The sequence below is a fragment of the Leptospira sanjuanensis genome (assembly GCF_022267325.1).
GTDB lineage: Bacteria > Spirochaetota > Leptospiria > Leptospirales > Leptospiraceae > Leptospira > Leptospira sanjuanensis.
This window is the reverse complement of record NZ_JAIZBG010000001.1, coordinates 103754-126152: the sequence shown is the minus strand read 5'-3', so window position 1 is coordinate 126152 and position 22399 is coordinate 103754. Positions and strand designations below refer to the sequence as shown.

The 22399-nt window shown below is 43.8% G+C and carries 21 protein-coding genes, 1 tRNA gene and 1 pseudogene; 10 read left to right on the top strand and 13 right to left on the bottom strand.

The window, feature by feature from the left end; all coding sequences use genetic code 11:
- Positions 1-73: 73 nt before the first annotated feature.
- Together LFX25_RS00605 and rsgA are read right to left on the bottom strand one after the other, a co-directional pair.
- Positions 74-1384 carry a hypothetical protein gene (locus LFX25_RS00605; protein WP_238728377.1) on the bottom strand — a complete coding sequence of 437 codons (1311 nt, stop codon included), beginning with the start codon at positions 1382-1384 and terminating at the stop codon, positions 74-76.
- Positions 1381-2337 carry a ribosome small subunit-dependent GTPase A gene (rsgA, locus tag LFX25_RS00600; protein WP_238728376.1) on the bottom strand — a complete coding sequence of 319 codons (957 nt, stop codon included), beginning with the start codon at positions 2335-2337 and terminating at the stop codon, positions 1381-1383. The genes LFX25_RS00605 and rsgA overlap by 4 nt, the downstream gene beginning before the upstream one ends.
- Positions 2338-2355: 18 nt before the next feature.
- On the opposite strand from rsgA, the gene LFX25_RS00595 reads away from it, so the two are divergent.
- The 3 genes from LFX25_RS00595 to thiD are packed head-to-tail and all read left to right on the top strand — an operon-like array spanning position 2356 to position 5444.
- Positions 2356-4173, top strand: a complete 1818-nt coding sequence (locus LFX25_RS00595) for an ATP-binding protein (protein WP_238728375.1) — start codon at positions 2356-2358, stop codon at positions 4171-4173.
- 2 nt (positions 4174-4175) lie between these two features.
- Entirely contained in the window at positions 4176-4589 is a 414-nt protein-coding gene (locus LFX25_RS00590; RefSeq protein ID WP_240009027.1) for an MGMT family protein, read from the top strand.
- A gap of 45 nt (positions 4590-4634) precedes the next feature.
- The gene (gene thiD, locus LFX25_RS00585; RefSeq protein ID WP_238731457.1) at positions 4635-5444 is read left to right on the top strand and encodes a bifunctional hydroxymethylpyrimidine kinase/phosphomethylpyrimidine kinase; all 810 of its coding nucleotides are present in this window, start codon (positions 4635-4637) and stop codon (positions 5442-5444) included.
- Between the two features lie 7 nt (positions 5445-5451).
- Here thiD and LFX25_RS00580 read toward each other — a convergent pair whose 3' ends face one another.
- The 7 genes from LFX25_RS00580 to hisB all read right to left on the bottom strand — a co-directional run bounded on the left by LFX25_RS00580 (position 5452) and on the right by hisB (position 12543).
- Positions 5452-7269, bottom strand: coding sequence for a DUF885 domain-containing protein (locus LFX25_RS00580; RefSeq protein ID WP_238728374.1), 1818 nt, complete (start codon positions 7267-7269; stop codon positions 5452-5454).
- A 75-nt stretch (positions 7270-7344) separates the two neighbouring features.
- Positions 7345-8751: a PP2C family protein-serine/threonine phosphatase gene (locus tag LFX25_RS00575; RefSeq protein WP_238728373.1), complete on the bottom strand. Its 1407-nt coding sequence runs from the start codon at positions 8749-8751 to the stop codon at positions 7345-7347.
- Positions 8752-8757: 6 nt separating this feature from the next.
- Positions 8758-9282 (bottom strand): zinc ribbon domain-containing protein, encoded by a 525-nt coding sequence (locus LFX25_RS00570; protein ID WP_238728372.1) that lies wholly within the window; start codon positions 9280-9282, stop codon positions 8758-8760.
- A gap of 18 nt (positions 9283-9300) precedes the next feature.
- Complete coding sequence (locus tag LFX25_RS00565) at positions 9301-10521, bottom strand: vitamin K epoxide reductase/DsbA family protein (RefSeq protein WP_238728371.1); 1221 nt, start codon at positions 10519-10521, stop codon at positions 9301-9303.
- An 89-nt stretch (positions 10522-10610) separates the two neighbouring features.
- Positions 10611-11336, bottom strand: coding sequence for a 1-(5-phosphoribosyl)-5-[(5-phosphoribosylamino)methylideneamino]imidazole-4-carboxamide isomerase (hisA, locus tag LFX25_RS00560; RefSeq protein WP_238728370.1), 726 nt, complete (start codon positions 11334-11336; stop codon positions 10611-10613).
- A complete protein-coding gene (gene hisH / locus LFX25_RS00555; RefSeq protein ID WP_238728369.1) occupies positions 11333-11965 on the bottom strand; it encodes an imidazole glycerol phosphate synthase subunit HisH in 633 nt (210 codons plus the stop codon). The genes hisA and hisH overlap by 4 nt, the downstream gene beginning before the upstream one ends.
- Entirely contained in the window at positions 11962-12543 is a 582-nt protein-coding gene (gene hisB / locus LFX25_RS00550; RefSeq protein WP_238728368.1) for an imidazoleglycerol-phosphate dehydratase HisB, read from the bottom strand. Before hisB ends, hisH begins: the two co-directional genes overlap by 4 nt.
- 117 nt (positions 12544-12660) lie before the next feature.
- Here hisB and LFX25_RS00545 point away from each other — a divergent pair.
- Positions 12661-12744 (top strand) — tRNA-Leu (locus tag LFX25_RS00545).
- A 172-nt stretch (positions 12745-12916) separates the two neighbouring features.
- Here the strand turns inward: LFX25_RS00545 and LFX25_RS00540 are convergent.
- Positions 12917-13522: an LA_3696 family protein gene (locus LFX25_RS00540; protein ID WP_238728367.1), complete on the bottom strand. Its 606-nt coding sequence runs from the start codon at positions 13520-13522 to the stop codon at positions 12917-12919.
- 352 nt (positions 13523-13874) lie between these two features.
- Between LFX25_RS00540 and LFX25_RS00535 the strand changes: the two are divergent.
- From LFX25_RS00535 to LFX25_RS00520, 4 genes and pseudogenes are all read left to right on the top strand, one after another.
- A pseudogene (locus LFX25_RS00535) lies at positions 13875-14586 on the top strand (TetR/AcrR family transcriptional regulator).
- Positions 14564-15229, top strand: a complete 666-nt coding sequence (locus LFX25_RS00530) for a rhomboid family intramembrane serine protease (protein ID WP_135778928.1) — start codon at positions 14564-14566, stop codon at positions 15227-15229. The pseudogene LFX25_RS00535 and the gene LFX25_RS00530 overlap by 23 nt, the downstream one beginning before the upstream one ends.
- A gap of 113 nt (positions 15230-15342) precedes the next feature.
- Complete coding sequence (locus LFX25_RS00525) at positions 15343-15777, top strand: NUDIX hydrolase (RefSeq protein WP_238728365.1); 435 nt, start codon at positions 15343-15345, stop codon at positions 15775-15777.
- 11 nt (positions 15778-15788) lie between these two features.
- Positions 15789-16844 (top strand): hypothetical protein, encoded by a 1056-nt coding sequence (locus LFX25_RS00520; protein WP_238728364.1) that lies wholly within the window; start codon positions 15789-15791, stop codon positions 16842-16844.
- Positions 16845-16971: 127 nt separating this feature from the next.
- On the opposite strand, the gene LFX25_RS00515 is transcribed toward LFX25_RS00520, so the two are convergent.
- Positions 16972-18132, bottom strand: a complete 1161-nt coding sequence (locus tag LFX25_RS00515) for a TolB-like translocation protein (RefSeq protein ID WP_238728363.1) — start codon at positions 18130-18132, stop codon at positions 16972-16974.
- A 25-nt stretch (positions 18133-18157) separates the two neighbouring features.
- Positions 18158-18763: a hypothetical protein gene (locus tag LFX25_RS00510; RefSeq protein ID WP_238728362.1), complete on the bottom strand. Its 606-nt coding sequence runs from the start codon at positions 18761-18763 to the stop codon at positions 18158-18160.
- A gap of 40 nt (positions 18764-18803) precedes the next feature.
- On the opposite strand from LFX25_RS00510, the gene prfA reads away from it, so the two are divergent.
- Both prfA and LFX25_RS00500 read left to right on the top strand, forming a co-directional pair.
- Positions 18804-19868 (top strand): peptide chain release factor 1, encoded by a 1065-nt coding sequence (gene prfA / locus LFX25_RS00505; RefSeq protein WP_238728361.1) that lies wholly within the window; start codon positions 18804-18806, stop codon positions 19866-19868.
- 61 nt (positions 19869-19929) lie between these two features.
- Positions 19930-21432: an aminotransferase class I/II-fold pyridoxal phosphate-dependent enzyme gene (locus LFX25_RS00500; protein WP_238728360.1), complete on the top strand. Its 1503-nt coding sequence runs from the start codon at positions 19930-19932 to the stop codon at positions 21430-21432.
- Here the strand turns inward: LFX25_RS00500 and LFX25_RS00495 are convergent.
- On the bottom strand, positions 21429-22343 hold the full coding sequence (locus LFX25_RS00495; protein ID WP_238728359.1) for a hypothetical protein: 915 nt from the start codon (positions 22341-22343) through the stop codon (positions 21429-21431). The two genes, LFX25_RS00500 and LFX25_RS00495, sit on opposite strands and share 4 nt — an antisense overlap.
- Between the last annotated feature and the right edge of the window lie 56 nt (positions 22344-22399).

The window sequence follows — 22399 nt, the reverse complement described above, 5'->3', positions numbered from 1 at the left end:
GCAAGAATTCAGAATTAGTTATACCACAGATAAAACTAATTTCCATAAAAAATGCCCTGAATCGAAGGATAATTCAGGTTTTCTTCGGATTTTCCGGTTCAACGTGAATCGAATCCAATTCCTCTTCCAACTTACATTTCGGATAATTATCGATCGGAAGACTCGTTCCCACCCAACCGAACGCTTCTTGCGCCGTAATTACGTGAATGTCCCAACCCATAACGATGTTCGGGCAACCCCAAACCTTATTTTTGCAGAGAACCTGACTGGATTTCGGCTTCGGATACGCCCATGCGGACGGAGGATACACACATTTCATCTCCACTTCCGCGATCTTCCTCATTCGTTTTACGTTGACTTCGAATTCTTTAAAAATCGAAACGAGAGGATTGGCCAGAAGTTCGTCGAAGTATTTTTTGGAAGTGTTATAGGCGATGTAATACACTAACTCTTCCATCACATAATCCTTGTCAGCCGCATTGTGGCTCACGTTTGCGATATAACGAGCCAGTTTCAAAGCGTCGGTCAAGAGAGCTTGGAAAAAGTCGTAGGATTTTTCGGGAATTGCGTCTTCTCGGGATTTATCGTTTTCTTTCGAATCGCTCTCCCCATCGTTCGAAATAATATCGTCAAAAAAAGCTTCGTCCGGATTTTCCTGACCCGACTTATCGATCGAAATCGGTTTATCAGGGTTATCCATCATTCCGAGCGGCATGTGATTGGAAATCGCGCTATAACTGAATTCCACAAGATCCAATTTTTGTAATATATCGGAACACTTATGGGCAACGCGAACTTTTTCGCTGTCTTCGGCCGGAAGTTTCGTGAATCGGTCCGCATTGATCCGCGGAATATCCATCAGAATTCCGGCGGTAAACGCATATCTCCGAAGAAGACGAAATTTCATCGTATCCGGGATCATGACGATTCCGAGGGTCAAAAGACCCAACTCGCTGATATATCGAAAAAAGTTTATGTTTTGATTATATACTTTTAAAAGAGCAAGAACGATCTTTTTGGAAAGAAGTGAATTTCGGATGATTCCTTTGTAATTGTAGGTCGTATTTTCATACATGAATTTCAGGAATTTCATTTCCGAAGTCTTGAGCTGATTTACGATCTTGATCGCGAGAATATTTTGGATTTGTTCTACGAGTTCTTTGTTTAACTTTACTTCGAATTTCGGAGTATATTGTCCTTTGATGTCCTTCAAACGGGCGAGCGCTGATTCTTTTACCTGCACTTCTTCCTTTACGAGAACGTTTCCCGAATTGTCCTCAATCGGGGAAAGAAAACGAATCATCGATCCCGTTTCGAATTCTTTCGTAAAATCGATCAGGTCTTCAATGGAATCAAATTCCAGATAAGAATGGGTCACTTTCATTTTGAAATTCTATCTCTCCGTGTGACTCTATGCGGGTTATCAAGGCTTGCGATCATCGATTCCAGACTTTTCTTTCTTTCCGAAGTTATAATTTCAGTATCAAGAGCGGATAACATCGCACAATGAGAAGATAATTTACAACAATTTGATTCTTCACAATGCTTTTTTTGACTCGCGAGCTCGGGAAAACTCTCCAAGATTTCCTCTTTTTTTAGATGGAGAATCCCCCACTCCTTGATTCCGGGAGAATCGATCAAAGTCGTTCCGTCCTCCATGACAAGCAAAAGAGAATTCGTAGTCGTATGCTTTCCTTTATCCTTGGATACGCTGATCCCCGACGTCTTTTGAACCTGCTTTTCGGTCAGCACATTGATTAAAGTAGACTTCCCAACTCCCGAATTTCCGACGAGAAACGTCGTTTTTCCTCGAAGATATTCCCGTAATTCGGGGATTCCTTCGCCGGTTGAACAGGAAATTCCCAAGGTTTGATAACCGAGATCTCGATATAATTTCAGCCGTGTTTCCGCCTCTTCTTTTGAGGCCAAATCCAACTTTGTAAAAACGATTAAGGGAAGCGTTTTAGAAGTAAAGACCGCCGCCAAACAACGATCGATAAAACCGTCCTTGGTTTCGGGAGATTTAAGAGAAACCAAAACCGCGGTCTGATCCGCATTCGCGCATAACACCTGCGTGTCGCCTTCGCGGCTTTTTCTCGTCAGGAAAGAATTTCTTTCCAATCGTTCGGAGATCACCCAATCCTGGCCGGCTGAATGTTCCGCGAGAATTTTATCTCCGACAACGAACGGATGCCTTTCCTCCGCGGAGATGGTCCTAAGTTTACCGCGTAAAAACGCTCTTACCGTTCCGCGCTCCGGAGAATAAATTTCGTAGTAAGCTCCGTAAACGCGGGAAATGGTAAAAAATTCTTTGACTGATTTATCCGACTCTAACATGATTCAACCGCGTTTTCTATGTCGACCCAAAGACTCAACGCCTTAGGGCCAATCGTTTATCTGATTCTTTTGATAGCCGGATTTCAGCTTATCTCCGTGCTAACTTTACAGTCATTCCATTTCTTTTCTTTCGAATCCTATAGAATTCTCATAACACTTCTTCCCGGCGTGATCTTAGGATTTATAGTCTATATTCTTTCGATTCGAATTTTAAGAAGAATTTCCGGAAAATTTCTCGGACGACTCTTTCCGTTTCTACAGTCTTCGAACACCGAAATCGTTCGTTATCTTTCCGTTTTGGATCAGTTTAAGAACGATCTGATCGCCACGAACTTAACCGCGCTCGTGTGCGAAAAGATTTTGAAATTCATTCAGACGATCATTCCCGCAAAAAAAGTAACGATCTTTTTATGGAAGGAGGAGATGGGAAAGTTCGCTCCGTTTCCGGACGAAGGTGAAATTCAATTCTTTATCTTTGATCCGTTTTTACTTTGGGTCACGGAAAACGATAAGATCTACGATCTCAAAGAATTCGAAACCAATCCCGGTTTGAGTAAGATCGCGAAATCCGCGGAATCTTTTTTTACAAAGACGGAAGCGGAACTCGTTGTTCCTTTGATTTTAAACCGAAGTCTTTTAGGTATGATCGTTCTCGGAGAAAAGAAGAATCGAAAAAAATATTCCTCCTCCGAAATCGAAAAGCTCAACGAGATCCGCTCCGTTTCCGTGATGTCCCTTTCCAACGCGATCTTTTACGAACGTCTGATCGAGTTGACCGAAACCTTGGAAGAAAAGGTAAAAAGTCGCACACGCGAATTGGAGAACGCTCAGTCGCAGCTCATCATGTCCGAGAAGATGGCTTCTCTCGGGATCATGGTTGCCGGAATCGCGCACGAGATCAACACACCAGCCGGCGTCATCAACGGAGCCGCGGATAATCTCGATCAAAACATGAATTATCTCGTAAGAAATATTTTCGACATCGTTCTTCTTGCGAAAAACAGAAAGCTGCGTAAGAATTTCGAACTCGCCCTTCTTCATTTGCTTCGCGATAAAAAAAATTCGGAATTGGATTCGCGAGAAAAATTCCGTTTAAAAAACGAGCTGAAGGAAGAGATGAAAGATATGAACTTCGGTCCGGCTCTCACTTCGGAACTTTCAAATTTCATAATAGAGAATCAGATCGGAGAGGAACGGAAATATATCTACAGTATCATTCTCAAAGACGACGATCGCGGTTACTTGATGCTCAAAAACGCGACGAATATCAACCGGAATATCAAAAACATACGTTATGCGATTCGGAACGTGGTTCGGATCGTAAAGGCCTTGAAGTCCTATTCTCACTTGGATCAGTCCAAAACGTTTTCACCGGCGAATATCATCGAAGGTTTGGAGACTACGTTGGTTATTCTTCATAATCAAGTGAAATACGGAGTCGAAGTGATTCGAAACTTTCAGGAAATTCCTCTCGTCATTTGTAATCCGGACGAACTCAATCAAGTCTGGACGAATCTGATTCAGAACGCGGTGCAGGCTATGAAAGGCAAAGGAAAAATCGAGATTTCCGTTTTTCCAACGGACGGCGCCGTGATCGTTCAAATCGAAGACGACGGTCCCGGAATTCCAGCGAGAATCCAGGATAGGATCTGGGATCCGTTCTTTACGACGAAGGATCAAGGAGAAGGAACCGGTCTCGGCCTTGGAATCGTAAAGGGAATCGTTGAAAAGCACAAAGGAAAAATCACCCTGACATCCAACCCGGGTAAAACCGTTTTTCGGGTGGAACTTCCGATTAACCCGGAAGCCGTTCCAACGGAAATCGCACGTACGTAATCATGGTTTTAAAATCGAAACTCAAAGCAAAGACGCATAACGTGAAAGAGGAAAAAAATTCTTCTGAGACTTCTTTTTTTAAGGAAGTGTATGCGTTGGTAAAAAAAGTTCCCCGAGGCAAGGTCACTTCGTACGGAAGAATCGCGGCCCTTTTGGGAAAACCGAGAGCCTCTCGCGCCGTCGGTTATGCTTTGAACGCGTTATCCAAAGGTCAGGAACAAAAAGTTCCTTGGCAGAGAGTGATCAACGGCCAGGGAAAAATTTCCTTTCGAGGAGATACGGGGCGCTCGATTCTACAAAAGAAAATGCTCGAAGACGAAGGAATTCGTTTCAACTCCGCGGAAACGGTAGACTTGAAAGTTTTCGGATGGCCGGACACGATTCCTCACAAGACCGCCCGGAAAAAAAGAAAATAAAATTTTTCCTGGTTTCTTACGACCCGGAAATTGGAAGATTCATCCATGACTCATATCATCAAACCAGTAACTCTTACGATCGCCGGCTCGGACTCGGGAGGCGGCGCAGGAATTCAGGCGGATCTCAAAACATTCACCGCGTTGGATACGTTCGGAACGTCCGCAATCACTTGTTTAACCGCCCAGAATCCCTCCGGCGTAACCGGTATTTTGGAAGTGGATGCGGACTTTTTAGAAAAACAAATTGCGGCGGTTCTCGATTATTTTCCCGTCCAAGCGATCAAAACGGGAATGTTGTTTTCAACTGCGATCATCGAAAGAACGAGTTCGTTTCTGACTTTGCGAAAGAAAGAAGGAAAAATATTTTCCTTAGTGATCGATCCGGTCATGGTTGCAACGAGCGGAGCCAAACTTTTGCAGGATTCAGCGATCGAAGCCTTGTTGACAAAGTTGATTCCGATCTCCGATCTCATCACTCCGAATCTTGACGAAGCGGAAATTCTTTCCGGTAAAAAAATTTCAAATAGCGAGGAAATGCCCGGTCTCGCCAAGGAAATATTCGAAAAATTTAAAGTTCCCGTTTTGCTCAAAGGCGGTCACTTACGAAACGAAAAAGTCGCTCTTGATATTTTATACGACGGGAAAACGATTTCCAAATTCGAAAAACCGTTCATCAGCGGGTTTTATCCGCACGGAACGGGCTGTACGTATTCTTCAGCGATCACATCCTATCTCGCACACGGTAAAACGTTATTCGAAGCGGTTCGTTCCGCGAAAGAATATCTTCATGCAGCCATCGAACAAGCTTATACCGCCGGAAAAGATAAAACCTTAAATCATACCCCTAAATTCTAAAATGAACTCATTTGATTTCGTTTAACAATTCGGTTTGTACGAGTTTCTCTAAAATCGTAAGCGGTAAGGAACCGCTGTCCAAAACGACGGAATGAAATTTTTGAATATCGAACTTTTCCTTTTGATGTGCGCGGACTTTTTCCCTTAGTTCGAGAATCTTCAGCATTCCCAATTTATACGAACAAGCCTGCCCGGGATAAACGATATATCTTTCGATCTCAGCCGTTACGTCCTTAGGAGCCATTCCGGTATTAGTCATCATATAAGAGATCGCTTGTTCTCTGCTCCAGCGTTTGTAATGCAGACCCGTATCGACCACGAGACGAACCGCTCGAAACAACTCCGCCTGCAACCTCCCTAGATCCGCATAAGGATCGGTAAAAAATTCGTAATCCTTGGCAAGTCGTTCCGCATACAAAGCCCAACCTTCCACATAAGCCGTAAACGTGATCGTGTTTCTAAAACGGGGAAGTCCTTTCAGCTCCTGCATAATCGCGATCTGAAGGTGATGCCCCGGAATCGCTTCGTGATACGTCAATGTGTTCATTCCGAATTTCGGAATTTCCTTCGTATCGCGAAGATTCGCGTAAAATACTCCCGGCCTCGAACCGTCTAACGCCGGTTCGTCGTAGTAGGCGCCCGGAGCGGTTTTTTCCTTAAAGACCGGAATTCTTTCCACTTCGACTTTACTCTTAGGCATTCTCAAAAACAGAGGTTTCGTTTTATCTTCGGCTTCCTTTAGAATTCTCTTATATTCTTCCAATGCCTGCAGTTTTCCCTCTTCCGTATCGGGAAATAGAAAACGGGAATCTTTTCTGAGTTCGGCCATTGCGATCGGAATCGGTTGATTCTTCCCGATACTTTTTAAGATGGTCTTCATTTCGTTTTGAATCCGAGCGACTTCGGACAATCCGATTTTGTGGATTTCTTCCGGGGACAAATCGGTGGTCGTATGTTTTTTCAACTCCTGAGAATAATAGGAATCACCGTCGGGAAGTTTCCAAACTCCCGCGTTGGAATCAGAATGTTTTTTCTGTTCCAGAAAAAGATTTAGCAATTTTGAATATGCCGGATAGATTCCGGATTGGATCGACCGTTCGGCTTGGTTCAAATATCGATCCTTCGTTTCTTTGGAAATCGAATCGAGCTTTCCTATTTTCCTTTCCAAAGCCGCGTAGAGAAGATTCTTTTTCGCGGAAATTTCGGTGAAACCTTTCACCTCGGAGATCAAACGATCCAGAATAAAATCCGGCGGAAGAATTCCGTTTTTATCGCGATAAAGAATTCCTTCTAAAAGCTGATCGATCTTTTGCGGAACCGCGTCCAGCCTCGCGATAAAATTTTCCACGTCCTGCGAATTTTGGATAGGATGTTGAGTCGCCAAAAAGGTGGGAAGCTGGCTTTGAACGCCGAACAACTGATTGGCGGGATAATCATGGAATAAAAACCGTTCTCCCGAAACTTTTAATCGGAGAGACCATTCCAAAATTTCAAAGGACAACAACTCCTGACCGGACAAATCTTCCTTGCCATAGGACAAAAGAGTTTCAAGATTCCTCTTTGCTTTTTCCAGATCACGGTTTTGTTTATCGATCGATATATCCGTTAGCTTTCTTTGATAGCCGTTGATACCGAATCCGTTTAAAACACCTAGAGAAGTCAGATATTCTGGATCGTCCAGAACGGATTCCCAAAACATCTTTTCGTAAAATAAACCTAGAGTCAGCGGTTTAAAAAAAATCGTATGAAGCAATAACGTTAAGGAAAGCGAAAGTAAAAAAAGAATTCCGATTAGAATTCTTTTTAAATAGGAGTGATTGGACATAGTGGAACAAAATACGAAAGGATGAAAAGAAAGAAAATTCTATTTTTGTTAAGCGAATGGAAAGTGAGAAATTTTTTACCGAATCATATCCGGAATTTGAATCGAGATGACGGTCAAATCGTCCTGAAAACTGTTATCCTTCGTAAAGTCGCGGAGATCTTCCAAAACGAGATCGACGATTTCCTTTGCGGTTCGATCGAGATTTTCCCGGATCAATGCTTGAAGCCGTTCTTCTCCGTAAAACTCCTTCCGAGCATTCAGCTCCTCAAACAAACCGTCCGAAAATAAGAACAACCGATCGCCCGGTAGAAGTTTTTGAATCCGATCCTTATAGATCGAAGCCGGAGAAAGTCCGATCATTCTGCCCGTTTTCTGCAAAAGCATAAACTCGGAATCATGCAATAAAATTTGTTCGGGATGACCCGCCGAGGAATACCGCAAAACTCCCGTGTTCAAGTCCAAATCGGCGAGAATACATGTATAATATAGATTCAACGATCGAAACTTCGAAAGAAAGTCCTCATTCAATATTTCTAATATTTCACCGGGACGTTTTCCGGATTGTTTTACGAACTCGTACGCGACTTTGATTGCCATCGTGATCAAAGCCCCTTGTACCCCGTGACCCGTTGCGTCTGCGAGAAACAAACGATATGTCCCGGGACCGGTTCGAGTTACGTCGTAAAAATCACCGCCGACTTCGTCCTTGGGAATGTATTCGGCGCGAATTTTCAATTCGGAGAATTCTTCATACCCGGAAGGAAGCATACTCTTCTGGATTCTTTTTGCGGTCGAAAGATCCTTTTTGATGATGTGAAACGATTTATTCAACTGAGCCATCAGCTCTTCGATCGTCCTTCTTTCCTCCGAAAGTTTTCGTTTGTCCTTTCTAGATTCGCGCAAAAGTTTTTGAACGGTCGACGTTTGTGTCTTTAAAAATCCGGAAGCCTCGCTCATCCAGTAAAAGTATAACAATACCGTTACTACGAAAACGATAAAAAAGATCACCAAGGTCCGATCGCTCAGACGTACGGGAGAAGTTCCCGCGATTCCGGTAAAATAAAAAACGAACAGAGCGAACGCGTAGATCAGAGCTCCGAAAATAAAATATCTTCGCTCCATTACTCCGAAGGAAGCGAGATAACCCGCGTAAAGCGTCGTAATCATCACGACTAAAAAATCGGGAACTTGAACGGTAAGCCAAGCGTTGTATAGCAACATCGGAACATACCAGCAATAAAACGAAAACTTCATCCATCGCTGAAGATTCCATTTTCCTCGTGCGAGCTGATAATTCAAAGGAAGCGCAGCCGCGATATTCAATACTACAAGAAGCGTGAGCTCGGAATACGAAATCTTTTCCAATCCTTCCGTATCGAAAAACTTGAGAACGGAGAATAATACGGATACGAACATTCCTCCGAAAATCCAGTTCAACGTAACCGGAAGCCGGAGCGTTCTTTTTAAATTTGAGAAATTCATAAATTTCTAAATTAGCGGAACGATGACTAGGGAAATAAAGGAAATCAATAAAGTCCAGATGCTCGCGGAAGCCATGGAGAACCAAAGGGAATTCTGCCATTGAATCAAAGGCGTCGCTACGAATAGGATCATACCGAAATAAGAAAGATACGGAGAACGATCATAGAGATGTTTTTGCCATTCTATAAATCCTTCCTTAAAGTCCTTTACGTCTCCGCGAAATTTCAAGTCCAAGATCAATTCCCCGATCCAACCCGAAATCGAAAAGATCAGCGTCCATAAAAAGAATAATATAGAAGCGAAAAAGGGAATCTTTCCAATCCAAAAAAAGAAGTGAAGCACCGGTAAAAGCAAACCCAGAACGGGAAAAATCGGATAAAGCAGCTTTGTCCGAAAGAATTTACTTTCGGAAACGTATCGATACCAAGGAACCGAACCGGGAGTTTGAAACGATCCGCAGAAAACGCACTGAACGGACTCGGTTAAAATATGAGTGCCGCAGTTTCTGCAGAATCGTTTATCCGTCTCCATGTTCGAACGATATGAACGTCAGCTTTGTTTAATCAGCTGATTGATCAGTTGATGTAAAAAGTCAACGTCCGGTGTTCCGCTCTTCGGAAGAGGTTTGTTGTTGATGAACAACGTCGGAGTGGAATTGATCTTCAATTGTTCCGCCTCGTCCACTTCCCGATTGATCTGATCTCTAATCTTGGAAGAGCTCATACAAGCCCGGAACTGATCCATTTTTAATCCGCTCTTTTCCGCAAGGCGGCTCACGGTTACGGCCGTGTGCATTACACCGGCTTCATTATCATCGTACAATCCGGTGTAGACCGGATAGAATTTGTTCTGTTGATTCGCACAAAGTGCTGCGCTCGCAGCAACACAGGAACTCGCTTCGGGCGATTTCCTTCCCACGAGACGATTGCAGTTTCCATCCAACGGAAAATTCTTATATGCGACTTTGATGATTCCGCTGTATTCGCTCAGGAACGATTTCAAAATCTTGCTCGTGTGCATACAATGACCGCAATTAAAATCGGCGTATTTTACGATCGTGATCGGTGCGTTCGGATCGCCGACGACCGGAACATCCTTCAGATCGATCGGAACGGTAGCGGAGGTTTCAAATTCCTTCAACTGCTCGGGAATGGATTTTTCTCCGTTTGCCGAGCCCGAAACCAGTCTCGCGCCGCCTGTGGAAATTCTCCCTCCATAAAGACCAAAGACGAAAAAGGAAAGAACCACGATCAAAAGATTCAATATATTTCCGTTTAAGGAATTCGTAACGGCCCGAATCGATTTATCGGAAAGTTTTTTAAATTCGGAAAAGTTAACGGCGAGAAGCGCGATCGTAACCGCGTACGTTGCGGCACAAAGACCGCATAACGCTTTGATCACTCCGACCGAAATAATGAACAATCCGGCATCCGCAACTAAACCGAGAACCAAAACGTAAAATGCGAGTCTGAGATTGGATTCGGCCGTTTCTTTTTTGATTTCGGATAATACGAAAAGAAAACCTACGAAACCGTAAAATACAAAGCCGAACAAAGCGATCGGAAGATCACCCAAACCCGGAACGTTCCGGATCGCGGAATAAGAACTTTCGGAAACCTTGTCGCAGGAACCGGATTCGCTCAATGCGTTGCAAAGAGTTTCGCCGACGGAGCTTGGATCTCCGTAATATTTTTGAATCAATAAAAACGAGAGAAGCAATCCTAATGCGGAAAGAATGATCGATATTTTATTTTTAGAAAGTTGGCTCATGAGTTTCCCCGATCCTGTAAGATCGATTTACCTTTATGTATGGTTCCTTTTCAAATGAAAAGAAAAAACTAATTTCGAATTCGGTTTCCTTAGATGGAAGAAATCGCTTCCGCAAGATCCAGCTTTCCTTCGTACAACGCTTTGCCGGTAATCACACCGAACAAAGGAATCTTCGTATCGAGCGAGGAAAGATCCATAAGATCCTTTAAGGAGGAGATTCCTCCCGAAGCGATCACTTGAAACGGATAAGAATTTAAAATCTCCCGATATGCTTCCAGATTCGGCCCTGCGAGAGTTCCGTCCTGAGCGATGTCCGTAAAGACCACGTGTTCGATGCCCGCCTTTGCGAGACGTTCCATTAGATCTCGGTAATGAACGCCGGAATCTTTTTCCCATCCCGCGATCTTTACGATCCCGTCGCGCGCGTCCACCGCTACGACGACTCTATCTTTTCCGTATTGATCCAAAGCGTATTTCAAAAGATCCGGATCAGTCACCGCGGCCGTTCCTAAAATAAAACGATCGATTCCGATTTTATCGTAATAAGCGAGTTTTTCCTTGTCCCGGATTCCTCCGCCTAACTGCACTTTGAGGGAAGTCGTTTCGCGTATTTTCAGAATGGAAAGCTCGTTGACGCCGAGTTGATTTCTTGCTCCGTTCAAATCGACCAAGTGAAGCAAGGTCGCGCCGTTCTTCGCGAAACCTTCCGCGAGTTTCCAAGGTTCCGAGGAATAGATTTTCTTTTCTTCGTAATTTCCTTTGAAAAGACGAACGGCACAATTATCTAATAGATCGATGGCGGGAATGATGATCATACGGAATGAATGAAATTCTCCAAAAGTTTAAGTCCGTGAGTATGAGATTTTTCGGGGTGGAACTGAGTCCCGAAAATATTATTTTTTTCGACTACAGCGGGAAATTTTTCCTGATAGTAATCGCAAAGGCCGGTGATCGCGTTTCCTTCCGCCTCAGTCGGTCTGTAAGAATGAATAAAGTAAAAGAAGGATTGATCTTGGATTCCTTTTAAAAGAACGCTCTTATCCTTTCTGCGGATTTGAAGACGGTTCCATCCGATATGAGGAACCTTAAAATCCTTGCCTTGAAACTTTTTGATCTTTCCTTTGATGTAACCCAGACCTTCAATCTGTTCCTTTTTCGTACCTTGCGCCGTCTCTTCGGAAGATTCGAAAAGAATCTGGAAGCCGATGCAGATTCCGAAAAGAGGTTTTCCCGCGTTCGCGTGTTTGTCGATCGTTTCGCGAAGACCCGTGGAATTCAAATTCTCCATTGCTTTATCAAAGTGACCGTCGCCCGGCAATATTAGAGCTTTTGAATTTTCAATCACCGAACGATCATTCGTAAAAACGTAATCCTTCGTATAAAGCGAAACGGCTTTGATGCAGGAATGTATGTTTCCCATTCCGTAATCGAGAATGGCGATCACTCCAACACTCCTTTCGTAGATGGAATCGCGCCCGCTGCGGCAGCGTCTTGCGCGATCGCCATTCTTAACGCCTTGCCTAGAGCCTTAAAGATGGATTCGTGAATATGATGTCTGTTATCACCGTAATGAACGACCACGTGGAGATTCATCTTCGCATTCAGTGCGAGTTTTTGCAGAAACTCCAGAGAAAGTTCCGCGTCATAAATTCCGAATTTTCCGGTCAACTCGGGGCCGGTGTATTTAAAAAAGTAACGGCCCCCCAAATCAACGGCAACGGTCGTCAAAACCTCATCCATCGTAAGAGTAAAATGTCCGTAACGAAAAATTCCGGCTTTATCGCCGAGTTGTTTGTGAATCGTCGATCCCATTAAAATGGCTGTGTCTTCGACCGAGTGATGACAATCGATCTCGATGTCCCCTCTCAACCAAAGATTCAAATCGATCAAGCCGTGTTTGGAAATATGTGAAAGCATGTGCTCGAAAAAAGGAATCTCGGTATCAAATTGATACTTACCGGTTCCGCGGAGATTCATCTCCAATTTGATCTCTGTTTCGGAGGTTTTTCTTTCTGCTTTCATTCTAACTGGATCATAGAATCGGAACGACCTCCGTGTCAATGAATTCCAAAATAATGGATGACGGAAAACCCAAGTCTCTCGAAATTGTAAGAGCAGTTTATCTCTGCATTCCACCTCGCCGAAGTGGCGGAATTGGTAGACGCACTGGCTTCAGGTGCCAGCGATCGCAAGGTCGTGGGGGTTCGAGTCCCTTCTTCGGCAGAAAATTATAATCAACAATCAAACAAGGACTCGAAGCGAGAACTTGAAAGCGTTTGAGCTTTCGTAAAAAGCGACCGAAGCACACGATGTGCTGAGGCAAGTTCGAGACGCCCCGGAACTTAGTCGAGCAGGGATGCGAGACTGTGAAGGGGCGAGTCCCTTCTTCGGCAAATCAATGAATCAACTTTCCGATCGCCGCCGAAAGAGTTGCGACACCGACCATTCCCGCGAGGATCCAGCGCGTCTGAAGTGCGATCGCTCTGTGAATGTCGACGATTGATTTTTGCACTTCCAAAAGATCCGATTTCCATTCTGCGCGAAAATTAGCCATCTCGGTTTTTAATTCCGATCGAAGAGCGGCCATTTCATTTTTCAGTTCCATCCGAAATTCTCCCATCTCTTGTCGAAGTTCAGCGACGTCCATTTCCAACTTGTGTTGAACGAATAAAATCTTAGAATGAAGTTCGTTCACATTGACTTTCAGTTCCGCACGAAGTTCGGAAATTTCTCCGTGAATTTTTACGATCTTCAGATCCACATTATGTTGAAGCCGCTCCAAGTTTCCGGAAAAGTTCGTTTTAAACGTCTCCATCATAACTTCGATTTTCGATATTTCGGATTTCAAAGTCGTTTCAAAACGCTGATGTCCCGCTTCTAAGATCAGGTTTTTGGAGATCATGAATGCCTCGTTTAAAAAAACCAAAAATTGTTCCTTTCCATCCGACCCGAGAATCTCTTCTAATCGAGGTGGAATTTTATGAACCAAATCCGACATCATAATTTATCCTTCCTCTTCATTCGAATTCAAGCGCATTTTTCTTTCCCCTTCAACGGTTCTGGAGCGTACGAAAACCGGCATGAATCTCGGAAAAATTCGTTCCGATTCGATCGAGATAGCCGATTTTTTTTTAAACTGCGAAATTACAAGAACCAAAGGGGATTTTCGAGAAACGTAATGGGAGAATTCAATCGAATTCGAAGATGAAAACGTTTTCAAATTTTAGAATGAATTTCAATTTCAATCGAATCGGAATCTCAAAACAATTCATGTTTCCATGAATAACTTTTCTTGAATTTATCCAACGAAATCCATAAATGGAGACAGATCCTCTTTGGGACGGAGATCGGAATTGATTTCAAAGAAAACAGTCAAAGCTAAGAAAGTTATAAATAGCGAAACAGGGAAAGATCCGTCTCTTCTGAACCCGAGAAAAGAACCGTCTCAGAAACGATCCATTGATCGAGTTCAGAAAATTTTGGACGTAGTCGCCGTTCTCTTAGAAAGACACGGAGCGGAAGCGATCACCACGAATATGATCGCGCTCGAAGCGGAAATTCCCATCGGATCCTTGTATCAATACTTTCCGAACAAACACGCCGTACTCAACGCGGTCGGACAAAGACATTTGGAACGAGTCAACCTAATGCTTTCCGCGATTTTTGAATCCGATCTCTCCGGAAAATCCTGGGAAGATTTGATCGACTCAGTGATCGATTCTTTTGCGAACTTTTATCTTACCGAACCAGGTTTCGCTCCTCTTTGGTCTTCCATGAAACAAGACCCAGAGCTGATCGAAATCGACCGCGAAAACAACATTAAGATTGCGGAAAATGTTTCGATGATTCTTTCCCAGTTCAACGTCGAACCAGCCGAAAATAAAATCATCTCAAGAATCGTCGTCGAAGTTACGGATGCAATCCTCAATCGCTGGATTCGCGAACAAAAAGATAAGGAATTTTCAAATCGAATGATCATCGAACTGAAGATTATTCTTAAATCCTATCTTACCCGATATTTTCCCGAAGGACAGGAAACACTTTGATTCGAATTCTCCTTTTTGAATTTCCTCTTACGACTTTTTTCGTTTTTTTGAATGTTGCGACTTTTTTTCTCGTGAACATTTTCGTACCCGAACATCTGATCCGGCTTTATTTTCTCAATCATCCCGGAAGAATCCATCCGATCGCATGGATCGGCGCGGTATTCTATCACGGAAATCTAATACACTTATTCGGAAATATGTTTTATCTTTTCTTTCTTGGGAGAGCCGTGGAGTTCAAAGCGGGTAAGGGAAGATGGCTCTTGTTCTTTTTTATGGCGGCATTGATTTCATCTTTGTTGGACTCGTTCATTCGAGGAGTCATTCTCCATGACTCGACTCCCGTAGTCGGCGCGTCGGGTGCGATTTCTGGCATCGCCGCCGTCGCCGCTTTGCTTTCTCCCTTCTCGCTTCGATTCAACGGAAAGAATATTCCTTTCCCGGTCTTTCTCGTCGCTTGGATCATGGTCTATTCCGATATTACAAACGTATTTTCGGACGATGGAATTGCACGTTGGGCGCACTTAGGCGGTTTTATCTCCGTGATCTTCGCCGCTTATTTTCTAAAACCGACGGAGCGGAAACAGCTCCATTCCGGATTTATTCTCAACCTGATTTTCATCATTCTTACTCTGATCTTGGCGTTCTTTTATACCAATCGATAACGGTTCATCTGATAACGGCCGACTCGACTTTGAAGAACAAACAAAGATAAAAATGATTGTCAGCCCGCCAAAAATATAAGCCCCTGTAGGAAACTCGGAGAACGAATCATCCCTTGAGCAAACACGGCTTTTTTCAAATCACTCAAAAACTGTTTCTTAGAAAAGGGGACGAACTTCTCATTCTCCGCGACCGTAAATCCGGCTTGGGAGATCTTCCGGGCGGAAGAATGAACGAAGACGAATTCTTCCAAGACTGGAACCTCAGTATGGAACGCGAGATCGAGGAAGAATTAGGTTCGAAGGTTCAAATCGAAGTCTCCCCGAAACCGTTGTTCGTTCACAAACACAGAGTCAACGAAGGAAATTTTCCCTGCATCATCATCGCGTATCACGCGGATTTTCTCGGAGGAGAAATCGTCCTTTCCGACGAACACGACTACATCGCCTGGGAAAACGTCCGCACATACGAGCCGAGTCCGCTTTTTACGGAATACATGCTCGACGCCGTAAATCTGTATCTTAAGGAATATGCATCTTTAGTGCATTAGAAAAATAGAATATGACTCCCTTTTGGAAAAACGCAATCGCCTCGTTGATCTTGATTCCGATTTTTTTAGGAATCGCTTATATTTTTTCGGGAAAACCGATTTCTTCCGAACAATACAATTCCTTTCCTAATAAAGAATATCAGATTATAGCGAGCGGTTACGATCGAAACGCCGGGAACATTCTCGTTATTCAACCCGAATGGAAACTGGAAGATTTTTCTTCCGAAGAACGATTTTTAAAATCGGTGGAAAGTCCTCTCAAACAGGCGAAACAAAAAGGACTTTTAAAAAAGAATACGCTCGTCGTTTACCCGGCCCATACCGGAAGTTTTTTGTATTTTTTAAATTCCCGTCAGGAAATCTTCAAACAATCTTCGTTGGAAGAAGCGTTCCGTTTGATTCAATGGGAGAATCTCTTTAAAAGCACGATCGGTTTTAACTCCGGAAAAAAATCGGATCCTTATAAGGAAGTCGCCGCCACCTACTTGAGAATTTTTTCCAATCTCTCCCGAACCTACGGAATTTATATTTTACCCGGTTCGATTCTTTTGCCGATTGCAAATTCCGAATCCGACGTTACGGATAACGCGTCGCAAACGATTTGGAAAGAAGCCGTCTATATTTTCGATCCGAGTAAATCGATCACTTTCAAAGACACGATTTTTGTAAGAGCTCCTTCGGAAGCTTGGAAGAATACGCTGGAGAAATTGAAGTCTACGGAAAATTCCGCAACAACCGAAACGGCCGAAAGACCGTTGGCCGTATTCCAATTTCCGTTTGCAAGATTCGGAATTTTTTATCTGGAGGATTTTAAGAATCCCGAATTTCAAGAGAAAGTGAAAAAGACGTTCGTGTCCAGAGTGATCGCGATCGGAGAAGATTCTTCCGAAGCGGAACTGAAAGAATGGGCGGTTAAATCCAATATCGAATCGACGGTCCGTATGATTCCTTCCGGTTCGTTTTTAGACCGGAATTACGGCGGAGGAAGTTATATCAAAACCAGATACGGCGCTTTGACCCCCGGCGTAAATAGCCGAGAACCCCTGATTTTAAATTTGTTTCTCTAATTGTTAAACGAAATTGCGCGCGGTGTAAAAAAGCCGCGCGAACCGATTCCGTGATTGCTATAAGAACCCGTCCCAAAGAAAACTCAATAACGCTGCTCTTGATTTTCGATCGACGGGAATCGATCCGTCACTTACTGCGAACTTCTTCGTAAAGTTTCCAAATACTCCAATCTTCCGGTTGAAAGTCGAGCTTACTGAGAAGCAATTGTCCGGGTTCGTTTTCACAAACGATCCGATCGTCTCCGGTTAAATAAGCGCGTTCACAAAGAATCGGAAGATTCTGACTTTTCTTAGCCGGACCCCAAAGATGAACCTTTCCGGAATATCCGGAAAGAAACTCGTTCTTTTTGGAAAGTTTCCAAGGATTGATTTCCTTCCGGCTTACGGTAAAAAGTTTCGTAATGGAAGGTTTTCCTTTCGAGGAAAAGTTGATTCTTCGGAGATGCAGTTTTCCGATTTCACCTCCCACGTAATACGCGCTTTCTCCGTTTCCGTAATACAAGATTGGACTCAAAATATCCTTATCGATCTTCTCCGCCGTTTTTTGAGAAGGATGAAACCAATATAAGTTGTACGCGCCCGCGTTTCCGGAAAAGATCAAAAACGAATTTCCGGAAGGATACATGAGAAATCTCGTTTTTAAATTAGGAAACGGTGATACGATTTTTTCCTTGTTTAAAACGAGAACGGGCTTTCGCGGTTCCACGGTTTTTTCTTCGTAAAGATTGTCGTCCACGAAGTAATATATTTTGGAACCGTCCGGCAAAATCGAACCCCTGCTTTTGCAAGAAACCTGAGCGCCGGCTTCGTAGGAAAGACTCGAATCTTTTAAGGAAATCGCAACGTATCTGCAACCCCCCGAAGCCTGCATCGTATATTCGACAAGGGCATAGTTTGCGTTTTGTGAAAGAGAAAGGTTGGAAGGGGTTTGATCCAGGCTGCGTGAATTGGTTTCGCCCGAGGCAAGATCCTGAAAGTAAATCTTCTGGTCCTCGGTCCAAACGAGCTTTAAACGATCGCTGGAAAATTCGATGATACGCGCCGAATCGGGAGCTTCCGAGGAAAGGATCTCATCCCGGTCTTTAGGCGATTGAAGTTTTTCTTTCAACCTTTCGGAGGCCTTTTCGTATTTTTCCTGTTCTACGAGTTCCTGAATCTCTTCGATAAAAGTCTCGTGACTGCTTTTACAGAGATTGAAAAAGAAAATCGCAAACAAAACCAGGATCATATTCTTTTTAACAAAAGCGGCTAACGCGATTCTTTTTTTCAAAATGGATTCAAGTTTCATAATATAGTCAAAATCGGTCTCAGACCTATTCTTCGATGCGGCCCGTAAATTCCAATTCCTTTTGAAAGAGTTCAGCGGCTCTTCTTCCCGTCGTTTTCGTATCCAAAAACGAAATTCCCCCGTTTAAGATCGCGCCGATGTACGGAAGCCAAGCATACTTGGAGGAGAAATTTCCGTTTCTGCGGAACAACTTCCAACCGAGATGAAATCCGATCGAACGAAGAATTTCCAAAGAAGCGGGTCTCACTAATACGCGGCTTCCGGCGTCTCGGACGATCGAACGGATCAACGCGTGATTCTTATCCGGAAAGATACAATAACTCATAATTTCGGGAGAAACCTGGGATTCTTTTCCGTAAAGAGCGGCGATGTCTTTTACAAGATGACCTTGGATTCTATAGAATAAGATCATTTCGGGTAACAAAGTCAGATAACCGAGATGCCGTTTCGGAATCGAAAGCCCCGCGCTGATCGCTCCGGCTCGGATCGAAGCCTTTTGAACGCATTCCTGAACGAAATCGGAAGGATCACCCACGGTTTTACCGAACGGACTCCGATAACCTCGAAGGTCCGTTAGTAGCGATAAGAATTTTTCAGAAAAAGCTTCTGCGACGGAAATATGGTTTTCCATAGAGTGCGTTGATTTACAAAGGAAAGGTCGAGTTCATTCAATGATAGATAGACTTGAAAAAATACAAGAAAAATACCTTCGAATCAGCGAAGAGTTGAATCTCGCGAAAGATCCTTCGGCGTTAAAGAATCTATACAAAGAAAGATCCAGGCTCACTCCTCTTTATCTCAAGGTGGAAGAATATCTGAAAATCCATCAGGATCGAAAAGACGCCGAAGAATTGATCCAGTCCGAAAAGGACGAAGAAATGCATTCCATGCTCAAGGAAGAAATCCGTCAGGCGGGTCAAAAACTGGAAGAGTTGGAAAAGGAACTCGAAATTCTTCTCTTACCTCCCGATCCGAATTCGGGAAAGAATATTCTTGTGGAGATCCGCGCCGGGACCGGAGGAGAAGAAGCCGGTTTGTTCGTGGCCGATCTTTTCAGAATGTATTCCAAATTTGCGGACAAACAAAAAATCAAAACCGAAGTCATCGATTCGTCGCCTACGGGAATCGGCGGTTTGAAAGAAATTATTTTCGCACTCGAAGACGATCGTGCTTACGACCTTTTTAAATTCGAAGGCGGTACACATCGAGTTCAAAGAATTCCGAGCACAGAATCCGGGGGAAGAATTCACACAAGCGCCGTCACGGTTGCGGTTCTTCCCGAAGCCGACGAAGAAGAAATCGAAATCAACGAAAACGATCTCCGCATCGACGTATATCGATCTTCCGGTGCGGGCGGTCAGCACGTAAACACGACGGATTCCGCGGTTCGAATCACTCACATTCCCACCGGAGTTGTGGTCGCTTGTCAGGATGAAAAATCGCAGCATAAAAACAAAGCCAAGGCTCTTCGGATTTTGAGCGCGAGAATTCTGGAAAAACAAGCCGAAGATAAAAAACAAGCGTCCGATGCGATCAAGAAACAGATGGTAGGAAGCGGGGATCGTTCCGAAAGAGTGCGGACCTATAACTTTCCGCAAGGACGATGTACCGATCATCGGATCGGATTTACGAGCCACAATCTTTCCGCGATCATGGAAGGGGATCTGGACGAATTGATCGGAGCTTTGACCGAAGAAGATAGAGCGCGTAAAATTTCGGAAACGCAAACTCATTGAAGAATTTCAAGCGAATCCGGGTTGAAAAATCCCGGATCGATTGACGACTGGAATCATAGAGATGTTAAAAGAAATCAACGAACCCCACCGGACCCTTTGCGGAGAACGAATTCCGTTTGAAAACATTCACGCGGTTTCCGTAAGTCTTCCCCAGTTGGCGGACGTGATCGGTTACGAAGAAAAAAGAACCGAAACGCTTTCCCGATTGAAATCAGGTTATCCGAGGTTTGTAGCGCATTCTTATATCGCGAGAATTTTAGATTACAACCGAGAAGTAAAAAACGTCTCCACTCCTCAGTTCATCGTCTCTTCCAAAAAAGCGGCAAACGCAATCGTAGAAAAGTTCTCCATAGAAAAATACGAAATCCTTGAAGACGAAGGAATTTTCACTTTGGTCATTCCGAATCTCAAGGATTTGGAAAAAGAAATTCTCTCCTTCATACAACACACGGGATGCCTTGCGTCTTCGAGAATGGCGGAAGATTTCTTATTAAAAAAAGGAATCTTGCAGGAAGTTTTCCGTGAAAAGGCGGAAAAGGATTCTCCCGTTCCGAAAATTCTTTCGAAGCTTTCCTCTTTTTATGGAAATGCGAATCCTCCGATTTTACTTTCCATGTCGGGAATGAACGGAGTCTACACGGCGTTCGAAGCATTGGATCGCGTTCAAAGAAAAAAAGGAAAAACGATTTGGATTCGTCTCGGTTGGTTGTATGTGGACAACATTCGAATCTTGGAAAAATATACGAAAGATTCGTACGTGATTCACAACGCCACGGATCTTCAGGACTTGGAACAATTTCTCGAACGGAATTCGCAGCAAGTCGCCGGAATCATCACAGAATGTCCGACCAATCCGCTTTTATTAGTTCCCGATTATGAAAAATTAAAATCCATCGTGGACCGATATGAGATTCCTTTGATCGCGGATATTTCCGTCGCCGGGTCCGCGGTGATCGATGTGCTTCCGTATGTCGACGTGATCGTGGAAAGTTTAACCAAGTTTGCGTGCGGAAACGGCGATCTTATGATGGGAGCCGTCGTGTTCAACAAACACTCGAAATGGTTTTCGGAAATTTTTTCCATCTGCAAAGAATGGATCGAGGAACCGTATATTCGGGACTGCGAGCGTCTTGCGTATGAAATCAAAGATTATGAAGAACGCGTATTGAAGATCAGCGAAAATGTGAAAAAACTCGCCGCGTATTTTTCAAAACATCCTGGAATCCGAAACGTATTCTGGACCGGTTCCGCCGATTCTTCCGCAAACTTTGAAAAGATCACGAGAATTCCCGGAATTCAATCCGGCGTTTTATCGATCGAACTCGCGGTTCCTTTGGAAAAATTTTACGATCGACTCGCGTTGCTGAAAGGACCGAGTTTCGGAACCGAATTCACCCTTAATATGCTCTACGTTTATCTCGCACATTACGAGTTGGTGACTCGGGAAGAAGGAAGAAAATTTCTGAAGGAAAACGGACTCGATCCGAACTTGATCCGAATCTCCGTCGGAACGGAAGACCCGGATCTTTTGATTCAGGAATACGAAAAAGCCTTCGAAGCTTAAGCCCTTGCTCCTGCGATCACTCCTGATGCCGAGGAAGAATTCCCTTTTAAATGGAAGATCCCCTTGTAAAAGGCGAACAATATTCCATATTTAGAAATTCCTAATATATAAAGAACTCCTAAAGAAAAAATCGTTCCGAACGTCCAACCGAGCGCGTGAATCAACAAGCTGCAGAAGATTGCAAGCCCGAGAGCGCCGATAAACACAGAACCTAAAAAGTAAAGAATTCTCGCGATTACGCTTCCTTTGGTTTCCTTGGTTTCTTGACCGAGGGTAACGTCGCGGATTTCAAGACCTTCTTCAATCCAGTTGGATAGGATCGAAATCATAATCGGAATCATTACGATTCCCATGACATACAGCGTGATTGCGACGTCGGATGTTAACCAGGCAAGTGCGGTGCCCCAAGTCCAATCGTTGAGATATTCTTCTCTGGTTGCTGAAAAAAATCGTTTATACCCTTCTCCATCCCAACCGTGAACGAGGATAAAAAACATTCCGAAGTAACCGAGCATAACCTGTAAAAAACCGTAAAAAGCTTTGGATTTTTCGAGCAATTTCCAAACGACCCAAAACGCAAGAATTCCCTGTGACACGTTCGTAAAGCCGAATAACGTCACGAGCCAACCCGGCATCGACTTGTCCAAGGCCTGCATGGTTTCCCAACTCGTAAACTGCCAAACAAGATATAAACCCGAAGGTCCGAAAACCAACGAGAGAAACAACACGTTGATGAGAAAGTATGTTGTCTTCCAAAAAGGAGTCTTTTCGTCGGAACTCTTCGGTTTTATCTCTTTCAAAGAAGCCGAACCGAGGGAATCTCCCGACTGAATTTTTTTAATCTGACGGGAAGCCGCCATTGCAAACCCTGCACCCAACCCGTAGGCCCAGAAAACGTCAACTTGTACCATTTTCAATTCTCCTGATTTCTTTAATCTAAATTTAGAATGATATATCATTCAGTTTT